At 58.8% G+C, this 16,546-nt stretch carries 15 protein-coding genes; 8 read left to right on the top strand and 7 right to left on the bottom strand.

Translation table 11 applies throughout. The features are described from left to right. The first annotated feature begins 221 nt into the window (after positions 1–221). The 4 genes from AC3IUE_RS29705 (at position 222) to AC3IUE_RS29690 (ending at position 7,367) form a co-directional block, all read left to right on the top strand. Positions 222–2,027: a phenylacyl-CoA dehydrogenase gene (locus AC3IUE_RS29705; RefSeq protein ID WP_056741279.1), complete on the top strand. Its 1,806-nt coding sequence runs from the start codon at positions 222–224 to the stop codon at positions 2,025–2,027. A gap of 198 nt (positions 2,028–2,225) precedes the next feature. Then, complete coding sequence (locus AC3IUE_RS29700) at positions 2,226–3,515, top strand: GGDEF domain-containing protein (RefSeq protein WP_056741280.1); 1,290 nt, start codon at positions 2,226–2,228, stop codon at positions 3,513–3,515. A 90-nt stretch (positions 3,516–3,605) separates the two neighbouring features. Continuing rightward, entirely contained in the window at positions 3,606–5,402 is a 1,797-nt protein-coding gene (locus tag AC3IUE_RS29695; RefSeq protein ID WP_489264471.1) for an acyl-CoA dehydrogenase C-terminal domain-containing protein, read from the top strand. A gap of 186 nt (positions 5,403–5,588) precedes the next feature. Further along, positions 5,589–7,367 carry an acyl-CoA dehydrogenase C-terminal domain-containing protein gene (locus tag AC3IUE_RS29690; protein ID WP_489264470.1) on the top strand — a complete coding sequence of 593 codons (1,779 nt, stop codon included), beginning with the start codon at positions 5,589–5,591 and terminating at the stop codon, positions 7,365–7,367. Positions 7,368–7,594: 227 nt separating this feature from the next. On the opposite strand, the gene AC3IUE_RS29685 is transcribed toward AC3IUE_RS29690, so the two are convergent. Continuing rightward, entirely contained in the window at positions 7,595–8,524 is a 930-nt protein-coding gene (locus tag AC3IUE_RS29685; protein ID WP_489264469.1) for a LysR family transcriptional regulator, read from the bottom strand. Positions 8,525–8,693: 169 nt separating this feature from the next. Here AC3IUE_RS29685 and AC3IUE_RS29680 point away from each other — a divergent pair, with 169 nt between their 5' ends. The 4 genes from AC3IUE_RS29680 to AC3IUE_RS29665 all read left to right on the top strand — a co-directional run bounded on the left by AC3IUE_RS29680 (position 8,694) and on the right by AC3IUE_RS29665 (position 11,143). Then, positions 8,694–9,977 carry an aspartate aminotransferase family protein gene (locus tag AC3IUE_RS29680; protein ID WP_489264468.1) on the top strand — a complete coding sequence of 428 codons (1,284 nt, stop codon included), beginning with the start codon at positions 8,694–8,696 and terminating at the stop codon, positions 9,975–9,977. 253 nt (positions 9,978–10,230) lie between these two features. Next, positions 10,231–10,587 carry a type II toxin-antitoxin system RelE/ParE family toxin gene (locus AC3IUE_RS29675; RefSeq protein ID WP_489268988.1) on the top strand — a complete coding sequence of 119 codons (357 nt, stop codon included), beginning with the start codon at positions 10,231–10,233 and terminating at the stop codon, positions 10,585–10,587. Beyond that, the gene (locus AC3IUE_RS29670) at positions 10,580–10,900 is read left to right on the top strand and encodes a helix-turn-helix domain-containing protein (RefSeq protein ID WP_489264467.1); all 321 of its coding nucleotides are present in this window, start codon (positions 10,580–10,582) and stop codon (positions 10,898–10,900) included. Before AC3IUE_RS29675 ends, AC3IUE_RS29670 begins: the two co-directional genes overlap by 8 nt. A gap of 84 nt (positions 10,901–10,984) precedes the next feature. Further along, on the top strand, positions 10,985–11,143 hold the full coding sequence (locus tag AC3IUE_RS29665) for a YqaE/Pmp3 family membrane protein (protein WP_007904205.1): 159 nt from the start codon (positions 10,985–10,987) through the stop codon (positions 11,141–11,143). Between the two features lie 148 nt (positions 11,144–11,291). Here the strand turns inward: AC3IUE_RS29665 and AC3IUE_RS29660 are convergent, their stop codons facing one another. The 6 genes from AC3IUE_RS29660 to pqqA all read right to left on the bottom strand — a co-directional run bounded on the left by AC3IUE_RS29660 (position 11,292) and on the right by pqqA (position 16,457). Further along, positions 11,292–13,118, bottom strand: a complete 1,827-nt coding sequence (locus tag AC3IUE_RS29660) for a S9 family peptidase (RefSeq protein WP_489264466.1) — start codon at positions 13,116–13,118, stop codon at positions 11,292–11,294. After that, positions 13,084–14,238: a pyrroloquinoline quinone biosynthesis protein PqqE gene (pqqE, locus tag AC3IUE_RS29655; protein WP_489264465.1), complete on the bottom strand. Its 1,155-nt coding sequence runs from the start codon at positions 14,236–14,238 to the stop codon at positions 13,084–13,086. The genes AC3IUE_RS29660 and pqqE overlap by 35 nt, the downstream gene beginning before the upstream one ends. Then, on the bottom strand, positions 14,231–14,506 hold the full coding sequence (gene pqqD / locus AC3IUE_RS29650) for a pyrroloquinoline quinone biosynthesis peptide chaperone PqqD (RefSeq protein ID WP_056741288.1): 276 nt from the start codon (positions 14,504–14,506) through the stop codon (positions 14,231–14,233). Before pqqD ends, pqqE begins: the two co-directional genes overlap by 8 nt. Continuing rightward, a complete protein-coding gene (gene pqqC / locus AC3IUE_RS29645) occupies positions 14,503–15,255 on the bottom strand; it encodes a pyrroloquinoline-quinone synthase PqqC (RefSeq protein WP_489264464.1) in 753 nt (250 codons plus the stop codon). The genes pqqD and pqqC overlap by 4 nt, the downstream gene beginning before the upstream one ends. A gap of 140 nt (positions 15,256–15,395) precedes the next feature. Beyond that, on the bottom strand, positions 15,396–16,307 hold the full coding sequence (pqqB, locus tag AC3IUE_RS29640; RefSeq protein ID WP_489264463.1) for a pyrroloquinoline quinone biosynthesis protein PqqB: 912 nt from the start codon (positions 16,305–16,307) through the stop codon (positions 15,396–15,398). Positions 16,308–16,382: 75 nt separating this feature from the next. Continuing rightward, positions 16,383–16,457, bottom strand: coding sequence for a pyrroloquinoline quinone precursor peptide PqqA (gene pqqA, locus AC3IUE_RS29635; RefSeq protein ID WP_009045898.1), 75 nt, complete (start codon positions 16,455–16,457; stop codon positions 16,383–16,385). Positions 16,458–16,546: the final 89 nt, after the last annotated feature.

Below are 16,546 nucleotides of genomic sequence, written 5' to 3'. Positions count from 1 at the left end.
TCTGACCCGATTTTCATTTGTCAGAAATATCGGGCGGCGCAGAATCAGCGCGGATCTACGATGAGCTCTAAATGTTGCTTTACTAAGGATGATGACAAACGGCAAAAGATCGGTGCTTGACAAGATTTGGGCGTAAACGTATGTTTCAAACAACTGTTTGACCGCCACAACAAATCAACGCGGTCGTTCATTCCCGGTTACATCAGCAGAGGTTTATCGCTATGCCTGACTACAAGGCCCCCTTGCGTGATATTCGCTTCGTTCGTGACGAACTGCTCGGCTACGAAGCGCACTATCAGAGCCTTCCGGCTTGCCAGGACGCAACTCCAGACATGGTTGACGCCATTCTCGAAGAAGGCGCCAAGTTTTGTGAGCAGGTGCTGGCTCCGCTGAACCGCGTGGGTGACACCGAAGGCTGCACCTGGAGCGAGTCGGGCGTTAAAACCCCGACGGGCTTCAAAGAAGCCTACAAACAATTCGTCGAAGGCGGCTGGCCAAGCCTGGCCCATGACGTAGAGCACGGCGGCCAAGGCCTGCCGGAATCTCTGGGTCTGGCCGTCAGCGAAATGGTTGGCGAAGCCAACTGGTCGTGGGGCATGTACCCAGGCCTGTCCCATGGCGCGATGAACACGATTTCCGAGCACGGCACGCCTGAGCAGCAAGAGGCTTACCTGACCAAGCTGGTTTCCGGCGAATGGACCGGCACCATGTGCCTGACCGAACCGCACTGCGGCACCGACCTGGGCATGCTGCGCACCAAGGCCGAACCTCAGGCCGACGGTTCCTACAAAGTCTCCGGCACCAAGATCTTCATCTCGGCCGGTGAACACGACATGGCCGACAACATCGTCCACATCGTGCTGGCACGTCTGCCGGATGCACCGGCTGGCACCAAAGGCATTTCGCTGTTCATCGTTCCCAAGTTCATGCCGAACGAAGACGGTTCGGTCGGCGCACGCAACGCTGTGACCTGTGGTTCCCTGGAACACAAGATGGGCATCCACGGTAACGCCACCTGCGTGATGAACTTCGACGCAGCCACTGGTTTCCTGATCGGCCCGGCGAACAAAGGCCTGAACTGCATGTTCACCTTCATGAACACGGCACGTCTGGGTACTGCACTGCAAGGTCTGGCTCACGCCGAAATCGGCTTCCAGGGCGGTCTGAAATACGCTCGTGATCGCCTGCAAATGCGCTCTCTGACTGGCCCGAAAGCGCCAGAAAAAGCCGCTGACCCGATCATCGTTCACCCTGACGTACGTCGCATGCTGTTGACCATGAAGGCTTTCGCCGAAGGCAACCGTGCGATGGTTTACTTCACCGCCAAGCAAGTCGACATCGTTAAATACGGCGTGGACGAAGAAGAGAAGAAGAAAGCCGACGCACTGCTGGCCTTCATGACTCCGATCGCTAAAGCCTTCATGACTGAAGTCGGTTTCGAATCCGCTAACCACGGCGTGCAAATCTACGGCGGCCACGGCTTCATCGCCGAGTGGGGCATGGAGCAGAACGTTCGCGACAGCCGTATTTCGATGCTGTACGAAGGCACCACCGGTATCCAGGCACTCGACTTGCTGGGCCGTAAAGTGCTGATGACTCAAGGTGAGGCCCTGAAAGGCTTCACCAAGATCGTCCACAAGTTCTGCCAGACCAACGAAGGCAACGAAGCGGTCAAAGAGTTCGTCGAGCCATTGGCTGCGCTGAACAAAGAATGGGGCGAGCTGACCATGAAGGTCGGTATGGCTGCCATGAAAGACCGCGAAGAAGTCGGCGCGGCGTCGGTGGATTACCTGATGTACTCCGGTTACGCCTGCCTTGCCTACTTCTGGGCTGACATGGCGCGTCTGGCTGCCGAGAAACTGGCTGCCGGCACCACCGAAACGGCGTTCTACACCGCCAAGCTGCAGACTGCGCGCTTCTACTTCCAGCGCATCCTGCCGCGTACCCGCACTCACGTTGTCACCATGCTGTCGGGCGCTAACAACCTGATGGACATGAAAGAAGAAGACTTCGCGCTGGGTTACTAAGTCCCACGCTGTCGCTTCATAAAGCCGCTGCTTCCTCGGGAGCAGCGGCTTTTTTGTGCGCGATATCTACGCGTAAATATTCCTGACTAAAACGCTAAGAAGAATGCCTTTGCTGCCGTTAAAGAGGGTGGCGATGTGACATGTCGCTCAAAGAGCAGGCACAATGCCATCTTTGTTTGCCGGGTCGGAGCTTTACCCTTGCCGCGTTCTTCCGCTGTACGTTTCAGCCATTTCCTGCCGTCATTACTGCTTTTACTTGCGGGGCTGGCGGCTGCGTACGTGAAGGATCTGAACGTCTTTTTCACCTCGCTGTTCAACGTACTGCCAACCCTGGTGTTGTTGCTCGGAGGTGCTTACTGCGCGGTTTACCGACGACAGCGCGAGCTGTTCCTGATGGTCACGGTGTACATCGCCTACTTTTTGCTCGACACCCAGACCGACTTTTACCGCGATAACGGCAAGGTCCGCGAAGACGCAGCCGTGGTGTTCCATTTGTGTTGCCTGCTCTTGCCGCTGCTGTTCGGCATCTTCGCCGCGTGGCAGGAGCGCACTCATTTGTTTCAAGACATGGTGGCGCGGTTCGCTGTGTTGCTGGCGTTCGGTAGCGTCGCGCTCGGTCTCGAACAAAGTTATCCACAAGCGCTGTTGATGTGGCTCTCGGAAATTCGCTGGCCGGCACTGCATGGCGCCTGGATGAGCCTGATCCAGTTGTCTTATCCCGTGTTCATCGCCTCTTTCGTGCTGCTGGCCTGGCAATACTGGCGCAACCCGAGACCCTTGCATGCTGCCCAACTGGTGGGCTTGCTCGGGTTGTTCTGGATGTTGCCGAAAACCTTCATCCTGCCGTTCACCCTGAACATCATGTGCAGTCAGGTGATGTTGATGATTGCCGCAGCGGTCGCCCATGAGGCCTACCAAATGGCCTTCCGCGACGAACTCACCGGCCTGCCGGGCCGCCGAGCCCTGAACGAGCGGATGCAGCGATTGGGGCGCAATTACGTGCTGGCGATGAGCGACGTCGATCACTTCAAGAAATTCAATGACACTCACGGTCACGATGTCGGCGATCAGGTATTGCGACTGGTCGCCAGCAAGCTGTCGAAAATCGGCGGAGGCGGTAGGGCGTATCGCTACGGCGGTGAGGAATTCGCCCTGGTGTTCGCAGGCAAGACCCTCGAAGAGTGCATGCCGCACCTGGAAGTCATCCGCGAGTCCATCGCCACCTACAACATTCAACTGCGCAATCAGGACAGCCGTCCTCAGGACGACCAGCAAGGTCGTCAACGTCGCGCAGGCTCGGGCGCCTCAAGTGTGTCGGTCACCGTCAGCATTGGCGTGGCCGAACGACTGGAGCAGCGCACTCCCGAGAAAGTGCTCAAGTCCGCTGACGAGGCGCTCTACAGTGCCAAGGGCGCGGGGCGCAACTGTGTCGTGGCTTTCGGTCAAAACCGTCGTGGCGCAGTGCGCATGGACGCCGCTACTGATTGAGTGATGATGGCGCATTCAGCGTCTGGACTGTGATTGTGAGGTCGGGTGCGCGGCAGTAGGTTTGGGGAATCTGCTGCCGGAGAAATGACCATGCCTGAGTACAAAGCTCCCCTGCGCGACATGCGCTTTCTGATCGACCACGTCTTCGATTTTCACAGCAACTACGCCGCGCTGGGCGCCACCGATGCCAGCCCTGACATGGTCAATGCGATCCTCGAAGAAGGTGCAAAGTTCTGTGAGAACGTTCTCGCACCGCTGAACCGAAGTGGCGACGAAGAAGGCTGCCATTTCGACAATGGCGTGGTGACTACGCCTACAGGCTTCAAGCAGGCCTTCGCACAATATGTTGAAGGTGGCTGGCATGGTCTGGCGGCTGATCCGGTTTACGGTGGCCAGGGTTTGCCGAGTTCACTGGGGCTGGTGATCAGCGAAATGGTCGGCTCCAGTAACACCTCCTGGGGCATGTACCCCGGTCTGACTCACGGTGCAATGTCGGCGATCCACGCCCATGGCACTGAAGCACAGAAACAGACTTACCTGAGCAAACTCACCGCCGGCCAATGGACCGGCACCATGTGCCTGACCGAAGCTCATTGCGGCACTGACCTGGGCATCATCAAAACCCGCGCCGTGCCTGCGGCTGACGGCAGCTATGCGATCTCCGGCAGCAAGATCTTCATCTCTGCCGGCGAGCACGACATGAGTGAAAACATCATTCACTTGGTGCTGGCGAAACTGCCGGACGCTCCGGCCGGGACCAAGGGCATTTCGCTGTTTATCGTTCCTAAATTCCTACCCAATGCCGAGGGTGAGGCGGGCGAGCGCAACGGCGTTTCCTGTGGCTCGATCGAACACAAAATGGGCATCAAGGCCTCGGCTACCTGCGTGCTGAACTTCGACGACGCCAAGGGCTTCTTGATCGGTGAGCCGAACAAGGGCCTGAACTGCATGTTCACCATGATGAACCATGCTCGACTGGGCACCGGCATGCAGGGCTTGTGTCTGGGGGAGGCGAGCTTTCAGGGCGCGATCAAATACGCCAACGACCGACTGCAGATGCGAGCGCTGACCGGCCCGAAAGCGCCGGAAAAAGCCGCCGATCCGATCATTGTTCACCCTGACGTGCGCAGGATGTTGCTGACGATGAAAGCCTTCAACGAAGGCAACCGGGCGCTGACTTATTTCACTGCTCAGTTGTTGGACGTGGCGCATCTGAGCCCGGATGAAACGGCGCGTCAGGATGCCGAAGACCTGCTGGCGTTCCTCACGCCAATCTGCAAAGCCTTCATGACCGATACCGGGCTGGAAGTGACCAACCACGGCATGCAGGTGTTCGGTGGTCACGGTTTTATCCGCGAGTGGGGCATGGAGCAGCTGGTACGCGACTGCCGGATCGCACCGATCTACGAAGGCACCAACGGCATTCAGGCGCTGGACTTGCTTGGAAGAAAAGTCCTCGGCAGCCAAGGGAAATTGCTGCGCGGGTTCACCAAAATCGTTCACAAGTTCTGTGCGGCAAACGCCGGACATCCGCAACTCGCCAGCTACGTGGCGCAGCTCAACGACCTGAATCAGCAGTGGGGAGAGGTGACCACCAAGGTCGGTATGGCCGCGATGAAAAATCCGGATGAAGTCGGCGCGGCGTCGGTGGATTACCTGATGTACAGCGGTTACATCATCCTCGGCTATCTGTGGCTGCGCATGGCGCTGGTGGCTCAGGCGCAGCTCGATTCGGGCAGCGACGATGCTGATTACTGCCAGGCAAAACTGGCAACCAGCGAGTTTTACTTCAAGCGTTTGCTGCCACGCACGGCGGCTCATCGGGCGGCCATCGAGGCGGGCAGCGATTGTCTGATGAACCTGCCTGCGGAGTTATTCGCACTATAGTGTTTCAAGCCGAGGTAAAAGAGCCCGCCTGGTTGCGGGCTTCTTTAATGGTTCGCTTTCAGTGACTAAAAATAACAAAACGGTCATGAGCTGACCCTATGTGTCGTAAAAGTTGTTGGGTTACACTCGAACCCAACGAAAGCACCACTCCTACGAATCACCTGTTTAGATCTTGCGAGGTTTGCCATGGCTGACTACAAAGCGCCCCTGCGCGATATGCGCTTCGTCCTCAATGAAGTGTTCGAGGTCGCCAAACTCTGGGCCGAGCTGCCTGCGCTGGCTGAGACTGTCGATGCTGAAACGGTCGAAGCCATTCTCGAAGAAGCCGGCAAGGTCACCAGCAAAAGCATCGCGCCCCTGAGCCGTGCGGCTGACGAAGAAGGTTGCCATTGGGCGGACGGTGCCGTCACCACGCCGGCCGGTTTCCCACAGGCTTATCAGACTTACGCTGAAGGCGGTTGGGTCGGTGTCGGTGGCGATCCGACCTACGGCGGCATGGGCATGCCCAAGGCTGTTTCGGCTCAGGTCGAAGAAATGGTCAACTCCGCCAGCCTGTCGTTCGGTCTGTACCCGATGCTGACCGCGGGCGCCTGCCTGTCGATCAACGCCCACGCCAGTGAAGCGCTGAAAGCCGCGTACCTGCCGAACATGTACGCCGGCGTCTGGGCCGGCTCCATGTGCCTGACCGAGCCTCACGCCGGTACTGACCTGGGGATCATTCGCACCAAGGCAGATCCTCAGGCTGACGGTTCCTACAAGGTCAGCGGCACCAAGATCTTCATCACCGGCGGTGAGCACGACCTGACCGAGAACATCATTCATTTGGTACTGGCCAAACTGCCAGACGCACCGGCGGGGCCCAAAGGCATTTCGTTGTTCCTGGTGCCCAAGTTCATGGTCAATGCCGATGGCAGCCTGGGCGCACGCAACCCGGCGACCTGCGGTTCGATCGAACACAAGATGGGCATTCAGGCGTCCGCGACCTGCGTGATGAACTTCGACGAGGCGGTGGGTTATCTGGTCGGCGAGCCGAACAAAGGCCTGGCCGCGATGTTCACCATGATGAACTACGAACGTCTGGGTGTTGGTATCCAGGGCCTGGCCAGCGGCGAGCGTTCGTACCAGAACGCCGTCGAATATGCCCGCGACCGTTTGCAAAGCCGTTCGCCGACTGGCGCGCAGAACAAGGACAAGGTCGCTGACCCGATCATCGTCCACCCGGACGTGCGTCGCATGCTGCTGACCATGAAAGCCTCGAACGAAGGCGGTCGTGCCTTCTCGACCTACGTGGCCATGCAACTGGACACCGCCAAGTTCAGCGAAGACGCCACGACCCGCAAACGCGCGGAAGATTTGGTGGCCTTGCTGACCCCGGTGGCCAAGGCGTTCCTCACCGACCTGGGTCTGGAAACCACGATTCACGGCCAGCAGGTTTTCGGCGGCCACGGTTACATCCGTGAGTGGGGCCAGGAGCAACTGGTTCGCGACGTGCGCATCACCCAGATCTACGAAGGCACCAACGGCATTCAGGCGCTGGACCTGGTAGGGCGCAAGATCGTCGGCACCGGCGGGGTGTTCTACAACCTGTTTGCCGACGAGATCCGTCATTTCACCGCGACTGCCAGTGCTGATCTGGCCGAGTTCACCAAGCCGCTGAACGATGCGGTAACTACCCTCGACGAACTGACCGCGTGGCTGCTCGATCGGGCGAAAAGCAACCCGAACGAAATCGGCGCTGCCTCGGTCGAGTATCTGCAAGCATTCGGTTACGTGTCGTATGCGTACATGTGGGCACTGATGGCCAAGGCCGCTTTTGGCAAAGAGGCGCAGGACGATTTCTACGCGAGCAAGTTGGGCACGGCGCGCTTCTATTTCGCACGTCTGCTGCCGCGTATTCACTCGTTGAGCGCGTCGGTGAAGGCCGGCAGCGAGTCGTTGTTCCTGCTGGATGCAGGGCAGTTCTGACAATGTAGCGTCATGTAAGCATTCTCTTACATGACGTGCTGCTCTTCTCCCATAGATGAAGATTGGATCCACAGCTAATCTACTTCACATGGACGTCGCGCAGGAAGCGCAAAGCAACAACACGGACACGTAGGATTCTGCCAGGACGGCGGAGTGAAATGGATGTCAGGGAAACAGTCTGCAAAGCCCCGCTTCGGCGGGGTTTTCTTTTGCCTGCAGAAAAGTGCTCAGCTCATTTCATCCCGCGTTGCCGGGCTGCTCAAACGCCCCTCCGAGCCATTCATTACTTCCTCCAGCAACGTACGCAATAAGGCCAGAGAGGCCTGTTGCCGCTGCACGTCCCGACACACCAAACCAACTTTCAGCGGCACCCTCGGCTCGCTCAATGGTTTCCACAACAGTTCCTTGTTGCCGTGTGCCTGTTGCGAGCGTCCGGGCAACACCGTCGCCAGTCGCGTGTGCGGCAAACTGTCGAGAATCCCCGCCATGTTGTTCAGTTCTGCCTGTACCTGCGGACGTCGTCCCAGATTGGCCAGTTGCGCCTGCCAGATCTGCCGCACCTGAAACTCTTCACCCAGCAGCAACATCGGCAATTCGGCGGCCTGACTCATCGAGACTTTCTTGAATTCCCGCAACGGGTGATCCGCCGGGATGACCAGGGTCAGCTCGTCTTCGTACAGCATCACGCCGTGCAACCCCGGCTGACGAGGCGGCAGATAGCTGATGCCAATGTCCAGAGAGCCGTTGAGCAAGCGCCGCTCGATTTCCAGCCCCGCCAGTTCATAGATCTGCACCACCAAATGCGGCTGCGCCTTGCGCACGCGTTCGAGCATCTGCGGCACCAGGCTGGTGTGGACAGTTTGCAATACGCCGATGGCCAACGTGCGCAGTGCTTGGCCCTTGAAGTTGCCCAAGGCTTCCCGTGCCCGCTGCAACCCATCCAGCAAGGGCAGGGCATGGTTGTACAAAGTATGAGCAGCCAGGGTGGGCAGCAGACGTTTGCTGCTGCGTTCGAACAGGCTCACATCGAGGTTTTGCTCGAGGTGGCGGATCTGCTGGGACAGCGCCGGTTGGGAGATTGAAAGCCGCTCGGCAGCCCGGCCCACATGACCTTCTTCGTAGACCGCGACGAAATAACGCAGTTGCTTGAAATCCATAAGGTGTGCTTATCGAAAATGCTGGGAAATCGAAATGGCTCAAGGCCTTGGCTGAGCCTAGTCTAACCGCATTAACAAGGCTTACAGGGCCACAGAGCGCGATGAATACCGTTTGCTTCGATGGTGTTTACATAGGTAAGGCAAAAAACCTCGCACGAGGTTTGATCAGATGAATTTGTTCAGCTTGCGGCGCAATCCACCGAGTCTTGATGACCTGGCCGTGGACGCCTTCTTGCCGTCCCAAGGCGACAATCTTTCCAGCGAGTGCCTGATGCCCAGTGTCGAGCGACCGAAACAGATATTCGTGCGCGGCCAGGGCTCATGGTTGTGGGACAGCGATGACCGCGCTTATCTGGATTTCTCACAGGGTGGCGGGGCCAATAGCCTCGGACACAGCCCTTCGGTTCTGGTCAACGCCATCGCGGCGCAGGCTCAGTCGTTGATCAACCCCGGTTTCGGCCTGCATAACCGCGGCATGCTCAATCTTGCTGAGCGACTGTGTTCCAGCACCGGCAGTGATCAGGCGTACCTGCTCAACAGTGGCAGCGAAGCCTGTGAAGCGGCGATCAAACTGGCGCGAAAATGGGGCCAACGGCATCGCGGCGGGGCTTCGCGGATTATCGTTGCCAACAACGGCTGCCATGGTCGTAGTCTGGGGACGATTTCGGCGTCGGACAGTTCGAATCTGACTAACCGATTCGAGCCGCTGCTTCCAGGCTTCAGTCACGTGCCGTTCAATGATCTTGCGGCCTTGCATGCGGCCGTCGATGCCCAGACCGTGGCGATCATGCTCGAGCCGATCCAGAGCGAAGCCGGGGTGGTACCGGCCACCGAGCATTACCTCAAAGGGGTCGAGCGCCTGTGCCGTGAGCTGGGTATTCTGCTGATCTTCGACGAAGTGCAAACCGGTATCGGTCGTTGCGGCACTTTGCTCGCCGAACAATCCTACGGCGTACGGGCAGATATCGTTGTTCTGGGTAAAGGGCTGGGCGGTGGCGTGCCATTGGCAGCGTTGTTGGCGCGGGGCAAAGCCTGCTGTTTCGACATTGGCGAAGTGACCGGAACTCATCATGGCAACGCGCTGATGACGGCTGCCGGGCTTGCCGTCCTCGACAGCGTGCAGGACAAGGGGTTTCTCGATCATGTCGGGGAAACCGGTCAGCACCTGAGCGAAGGTCTGCAGCGTTTATCCCATCGCTATGGTCATGGCGAGTTGCGCGGACAAGGACTGTTCTGGGGTCTTACCTTGTCCGACGAATCGGCTGACGCCGTCGTCAAAGCGGCGCTGTACGAAGGCTTGCTGCTCAACGCTCCGCAGCCTGACTGCCTGCGCTTTACCCCGGCCCTGACCGTCAGCAAAGCCAATATCGACGAAATGCTCCTGCGCCTGGCCCGCGCCTTCTCCCGCGTGCGCACTGCGCAACTGCAGTGCCGCAAAGGGATTGCCGTCTGATCAGACCCGCCCTACACGAATTACCGAACCGTCTCGCGGTATAACGCATCGCCCCATGCCTGATTCTTTTGGCGTGGGGCGTTTTTTTGTCTCTGCGTTTTGCCAAATGCATTTCAGTGCTTGAGCGGTAGTGGGATCAATGGCTTTTTAGAGGGTGTCGGCAAGGAGTGCCGGTGCCAGCGAAACAATATGTTGGTGGAGCTGGCTTTGATTTCTATACCACTGGGTGGTATGTTTTGTGGACGGGATGCCAATGTCACCAAGGTTGTTCAAAACGAAACGCTTTTCGATGCAGGTCGGGAAGGCCTGGATCGATGACGACGAGCTTCGGGAAGCATTCACCGAAATGCTCAATGGCCAGGCGGACAATCTCGGCGGCGGGGTCTGGAAGAAGCGCTTGAATGCCAACCGCCATCGGTTGATTGTTTTGGCCAGAGGTGGCCGTTACTGGGTTTATCAGTTTCTGTATGCCAAGAAAGACCAGAGCAATATCAGTCCGAGGCAGTTGGCCGACTTGCGCGAGTTAGCCAAGACGTATGGAGGGCTGACCGAGATGGAAATCCAGCGCTTGCTGGATATGAAGGAGTTTGTGGAGATATCTCATGAGTAAAAAATTCAAAAGTGAAATGTCGGAATCGATACACGAGTCAGCCAGTGCCTTGTTTGCCATCGGTGCAATCAGCAAGGCAACCATGCGCGAATTCGATGAGTCATGTCTTGCAACGGTTCCGGACGCGATCCCGGCCGAGCAGATCAAAGCGCTACGTGAACGCAACAACGTAAGCCAGCCAGTGTTCGCGCGTTATCTGAACACCAGCGCCTCGACGGTTAAACAATGGGAATCGGGAGACAAGCACCCCAGCGGAATGGCGTTGAAGTTGCTGAGCATCGTTCAGAAACACGGTCTTGAGATACTGGCCTGAAGAGCCGCACTGAACCCTGACAAACGGCAAAGGTCGATTAGCTGTAGGGCTCACGCGAGCCAACTTTAATCAGGAGCTGACCCCATGGACTTTATTCGCATCATCATCGCCATTCTGTTGCCGCCACTGGGTGTGTTTCTGCAAGTCGGTTTCGCCGGGGCGTTCTGGCTGAATATTCTGCTGACGCTGTGCGGTTACATCCCCGGGATCGTGCATGCGGTGTACATCATCGCCAAGCGTTGAGTTTCTTGGCGTCAGATAGATCGCTTTCGCGAGCAGGCTCGCTCCCACAGGGATTTCTGTACACCACAGATCCATTGTGAGAGCGACGGTGCGACGATTCGACCTGCTCGCGAATGGGGCGACACAATTCCTGCACGGGCCGCAGACTTCAGTCCGCCAATTCCATCACCCTTCGATAAAACAACCACTCCTGCTCCAGCGCATGGGCCTGATTGCCGGCCTTGCGAAAGCCATGGCGTTCGTCGGCGTAGTAATGCGCTTCAACCAGAATGCCGTTGTCCTGTAATGCCGTGACCATATCGCGGGTCTGTTGCGGCACCACTACGGCGTCCAGTTCACCCTGGAAGAAAATCACCGGCACACGGATGTTGCCCGCGTGCAGCAACGGCGTTCGAGCGGCGTAGCGTTCGGCATCTTGCACCGGATCACCAATCAGCCAATCCAGATAATCGCCTTCGAACTTGTGAGTCGTCCGTCCCAGCGCCACAGGATCGCTGACGCCATACAGGCTGGCGCCGGCGCGGAAGACTGTGTGAAAGGCCAGCGCGCACAGTGTGGTGTAGCCGCCAGCACTGCCGCCGCGAATAAACGCCTTGTTGCCGTCGATCAGTCCGCGTTCGGCAAGATAAGAGACGACTGCGCAGGCATCCTCCACATCCACTTCGCCCCAGCTCAAATGCAGCGCTTGTCGATAAGCCCGGCCATAGCCACTGCTGCCGCGGTAGTTGAGGTCGGCCACGGCGAAGCCACGTTGCGCCCAGTACTGGATGCGCGGATCGAGCATCGGGTAGCAGGCCGAAGTCGGGCCGCCATGGATAAACACCACCAGAGGCGGTTTCGCGTCACCGGTCATTGCTGGATAGAAGAATCCGTGTGCTTCGCCCGAACCGCTCGGGTAGCGCAGGGTTTGCGGGACGCTGATCTGCTCGGCAGGCAACGGTGCAATACCGCCAGCCAGTGTTTTGACTTGCCGGGTCTGGCGGTCGATGGCAATGACTGCCGATGAACTGACTGGCGAAGCGGCGATGCAGTAAATGAACTGCTCATCCAGTGCGAGAGAGCGGAAGCGGCTGTAATCGCCGGTGAAATCTTCACCGGCGTCACCACAAAGACCCAGTCTGCCAAATCCGTCTTCGGTCCAGCTCGCCAGATAGCCGCCTTCGCTCAGCGGCAACCAGGTGCAGCCACCCAGCTGCCATGGCGCTGGCCCATGATCAGCGGCGGCACTCGGCAGCGGGCTCAGACCGTCTGCCGATTCCACCCAAGGCTGCCAGTGGCCGCCGCGATCAGTCAGGCAAAACAGACGGCCGCTGGTATCGAATCTCGGTTGTTGCAGTGATTCCTCAGCGTCTTCGCCCGCCACGCAACGCGGCATAGCAAAACGGCCGTCGTTCTGGCGTTCGGCAACCATCAGGCGAGTCGCGGTCCATGGCTGATCCGGGCGGCTCCACTCGATCCACGCCAGTCGTTGCGCGTCGGGACTCAACGTCGGCGCGGCGTAGAAGTCGGCGCCTTCGGCCAGCAGATGACGTGTACCGTCAGCCACATCGATAGCCACCAGACGATGCCGGTCGCGGTTTTCTTCAACCGCCAATACCTGCCCGTTAGCGAACTGCAGATCGCCGTATCGGCATTCGCCTGAGCTCAGTAACTCAGGTGTCTCGCCGGCAAGCGACTGCCGATACAGCTGTTGGTCCGCCTCGTTGACGAACACTATCCCGTCATCGGTCAGACAGAACGCGCCACCGCCATATTCGTACACCCGACTGCGCACACTGAAGCCCGCTGGCGTCAGGCAATGTGCCTGTCCGTCACGCCAATGCCAGATCCGGCAGGCGGCGTCCTCGGGGCGGTACTCGTTCCAGAACAAGCCATGTGGGCCGACCTGCAACTCGGCGAAGTCGATGCCGGCCGCAACAGCCTTGGCAGCGCTGAAGGGTTCAGCTTTTAGCGATGAGTCGTGAATTTCGTTCATTGCGAAAGGCCAGTTGTTCGATGGTCTGGGTCGCGTGTTCGGCTTCTTCGCGAGCCTTGAGGATCACGCCGTGATGTTCCGATTTGCTGCACACCGGGTCGGCGTTGCTCGCGTCCCCCGTGAGCATGAATGCCTGGCAGCGACAGCCGCCGAAGTCTTTTTCTTTCTCGTCGCAGGAACGGCATGGCTCGGGCATCCAGTCGTAACCGCGAAAGCGGTTGAAGCCGAACGAGTCGTACCAGATGTGCTGCATGCTGTGGTCGCGCACGTTGGGAAACTGCACCGGCATCTGTCGGGCACCGTGACAGGGCAGGGCGGTTCCGTCCGGCGTGACTGTCAGAAAAATACTGCCCCAGCCGTTCATGCAGGCTTTCGGGCGTTCTTCGTAATAGTCGGGGGTGACGAATATCAGCTTGCACGGATGCCCTTCGGCTTCGAGTTTGGCGCGGTATTCGTTGGTGATGCGTTCGGCGCGGACCAGTTGTTCCTTGGTTGGCAACAGACCGACCCGGTTGAGCTGCGCCCAACCGTAGAACTGGCACGTGGCGAGTTCGACGAAGTCCGCCTCAAGGGCGATGCACAGCTCGATGATCCGGTCGATCTTGTCGATGTTGTGCCGATGGGTCACGAAGTTCAGCACCATCGGATAACCGTGGGCTTTCACTGCACGGGCCATTTCCAGCTTCTGGGCGAAGGCTTTTTTCGAGCCGGCCAGCAAGTTGTTCACTTGCTCGTCGCTGGCCTGAAAGCTGATCTGAATGTGGTCCAGGCCGGCCTTTTTGAAGTCGCTGATTTTCTGCTCGGTCAGGCCGATGCCCGAGGTGATCAGGTTGGTGTAGAAACCCAGCATGCGAGCCTCGGTGATCAGCTCGGCGAGGTCCTGGCGCACCAGCGGTTCACCGCCGGAAAAGCCCAACTGCGCCGCGCCCATTTCCCGCGCTTCGCGAAAGACCTTGATCCACTGCTCAGTGCTGAGTTCTTTGCCTTGCTCGGCGAAGTCCAGCGGATTGGAGCAATACGGACATTGCAGCGGGCAGCGATAGGTCAGCTCGGCCAGCAGCCACAGCGGCAGGCCAATTTCCGGTTTGGGCGGTAACTTGTCTGACGCGGAATCAGGCAAGTTCGATCCAGTGCTGAGCACGGGCGACCTCCATGAATTGCTCGATGTCGTCACCGAGCTCGGGTACGCCGGGGAACTGCGCGTCCAGTTCGGCGATGATCGCAGCGACGTCACGTTCGCCGTCGATCAAACCGCCGATCAGCGCGGCGCTTTCGTTGAGTTTGATCATGCCTTCCGGGTAGAGCAGCACATGACCTTTCTGCGCCGGTTCGTACTGGTAGCGGTAGCCGGGACGCCAGGTCGGGGTCCTGCTGCGATCAAAACTCATAAGGTGATTCCTTTATGCCAGACCCGTTGCTCGGTCACGCTGTGATACGGCGGGCGATTCAGTTCGTAGGCCATGCTCATGGCATCGAGCATGCTCCAAAGAATGTCCAGTTTGAACTGGAGAATTTCCAGCATGCGCTCTTGACCGGCCCGCGTCGTGTAGTGCTGCAAGGTGATTGCCAAGCCGTGTTCCACGTCGCGACGCGCCTGACCCAGACGCGTGCGGAAATACTCGTAACCAGCCGGATCGATCCACGGGTAATGCTGCGGCCAACTGTCCAGCCGCGACTGGTGGATCTGTGGCGCAAACAGTTCGGTCAGCGAGCTGCTGGCGGCTTCCTGCCAACTGGCACGGCGGGCGAAGTTGACGTAGGCATCGACGGCAAAACGTACACCGGGCAGTACCAATTCTTGCGAGCGTAGCTGATCCGGGTCGAGGCCGACCGCTTGCCCAAGACGCAGCCAGGCTTCGATGCCGCCGTCTTCGCCGGGGGCGCCGTCGTGGTCGAGCAAACGCTGAATCCACTCGCGACGAATCTCGCGGTCCGGGCAGTTGGCGAGGATCGCGGCGTCCTTGAGTGGAATGTTCACCTGATAGTAGAAGCGGTTGGCCACCCAGCCCTGGATCTGTTCGCGCGTTGCCCGGCCTTCATACATCGCCACGTGATACGGATGATAGATGTGGTAATAGACGCCCTTGGCGCGCAGGGCTGCTTCGAACTCGACGGGGGACATTGCTGTGTCAGTCATTTCGGTTCTCCGGGTACGACCGGTGGATTCTTTGGTGTCAGGGCCGGCCTCATCGCGAGCAAGCTCGCTCCCACAGTTGATCGCATTCCCCTGTGGGAGCCAGCCTGCTGGCGATAGACCGCGCAGCGGTCTCGATGTCCCTACAGCACAATACTCATGCCGTCATACGCCACTTCAACATCACGCCGAGCCAGTTCTGCACGCTCTGGCGAATCCTCATCGAGAATCGGGTTGGTGTTGTTGATGTGGATAAGTACTTTGCGCTGGTTGGGCAGCTGTTCCAGCACTTCCAGCATGCCGCCGGGGCCGTTCTGCGCCAGGTGGCCCATTTCACGACCGGTGCGGGTGCCGACACCACGGCGCTGCATTTCGTCGTCATCCCACATCGTGCCGTCCACCAGCAGACAATCGCTGCCCGCCATGATCTCCAGCAGCGGTGCGTCGACCTTGCCCAGGCCCGGTGCGTAGAACAGTTTGCCGCCGGTGTTGAGGTCTTCAACGATCAGGCCGATGTTGTCGCCCGGGTGCGGGTCGAAACGGTGCGGCGAGTACGGTGGTGCGGCGCTGCGCAACGGCAGCGGGGTGAAACGCAGACTCGGGCAGCCCGGGATGGTGAAGCTGCGGTCAAGCTCGATCTGGTTCCAGGTCAGCCCGCCGTTCCAGTGGGTCAGCATGGTGAACAGCGGGAAACCGGTGCTCAGGTCTTCGTGGACCATGTTGGTGCACCAGACCTGGTGCGGGCAACCTTCGCGCAGGCTGAGCAGGCCGGTGGTGTGGTCGATCTGGCTGTCCATCAGGATGATCGCGTTGATGCCGGTATCGCGCAGGGCGCGGCCCGGTTGCATCGGGGCGAAGCTCTGGAGCTGGGCGCGGATGTCCGGCGATGCGTTGCACAACACCCAGTTCACGCCGTTATCGGAAATCGCGATGGACGACTGGGTCCGCGCCTTGGCGTTCAGGCTGCCATCACGAAAACCGGCGCAGTTCACGCAGTTGCAGTTCCACTGGGGGAAACCACCGCCGGCGGCGGAACCTAGAATCTGGACAAACATGGCCGCTCCATCATTCGAAAACTGAAAATAAAAACGCCTCGGCGAGCCGAGGCGTTGCACTGCGCTACAAAAAGATTAGCGGCTTGCGAAGTACATGGTGACTTCAAAGCCGATACGCAGGTCGGTGTAAGCAGGTTTGGACCAGGACATAGAAGCGCTCCTTCAGGTGATGGGACAGTTGAGATCTATACATATAGTCCACCTCCAGCCGGAGATGTTCAGATAGTTAGGTGGCTATG

This window comes from Pseudomonas sp. GL_093 (assembly GCF_057837605.1).
The sequence above is the reverse complement of the archived record's forward strand: the minus strand, read 5'-3'. Positions and strand labels throughout refer to the sequence as shown.

Coding starts and splice junctions, on each gene's coding strand:
- AC3IUE_RS29705 (WP_056741279.1), top strand. CDS start 222: ATGCCTGACTACAAGGCCCCCTTGCGTGATATTCGCTTCGTTCGTGAC.
- AC3IUE_RS29695 (WP_489264471.1), top strand. CDS start 3,606: ATGCCTGAGTACAAAGCTCCCCTGCGCGACATGCGCTTTCTGATCGAC.
- AC3IUE_RS29690 (WP_489264470.1), top strand. CDS start 5,589: ATGGCTGACTACAAAGCGCCCCTGCGCGATATGCGCTTCGTCCTCAAT.
- AC3IUE_RS29685 (WP_489264469.1), bottom strand. CDS start 8,524: ATGGATTTCAAGCAACTGCGTTATTTCGTCGCGGTCTACGAAGAAGGT.
- AC3IUE_RS29680 (WP_489264468.1), top strand. CDS start 8,694: ATGAATTTGTTCAGCTTGCGGCGCAATCCACCGAGTCTTGATGACCTG.
- AC3IUE_RS29675 (WP_489268988.1), top strand. CDS start 10,231: ATGTCACCAAGGTTGTTCAAAACGAAACGCTTTTCGATGCAGGTCGGG.
- AC3IUE_RS29670 (WP_489264467.1), top strand. CDS start 10,580: ATGAGTAAAAAATTCAAAAGTGAAATGTCGGAATCGATACACGAGTCA.
- AC3IUE_RS29665 (WP_007904205.1), top strand. CDS start 10,985: ATGGACTTTATTCGCATCATCATCGCCATTCTGTTGCCGCCACTGGGT.
- AC3IUE_RS29660 (WP_489264466.1), bottom strand. CDS start 13,118: ATGAACGAAATTCACGACTCATCGCTAAAAGCTGAACCCTTCAGCGCT.
- pqqD (WP_056741288.1), bottom strand. CDS start 14,506: ATGAGTTTTGATCGCAGCAGGACCCCGACCTGGCGTCCCGGCTACCGC.
- pqqC (WP_489264464.1), bottom strand. CDS start 15,255: ATGACTGACACAGCAATGTCCCCCGTCGAGTTCGAAGCAGCCCTGCGC.
- pqqB (WP_489264463.1), bottom strand. CDS start 16,307: ATGTTTGTCCAGATTCTAGGTTCCGCCGCCGGCGGTGGTTTCCCCCAG.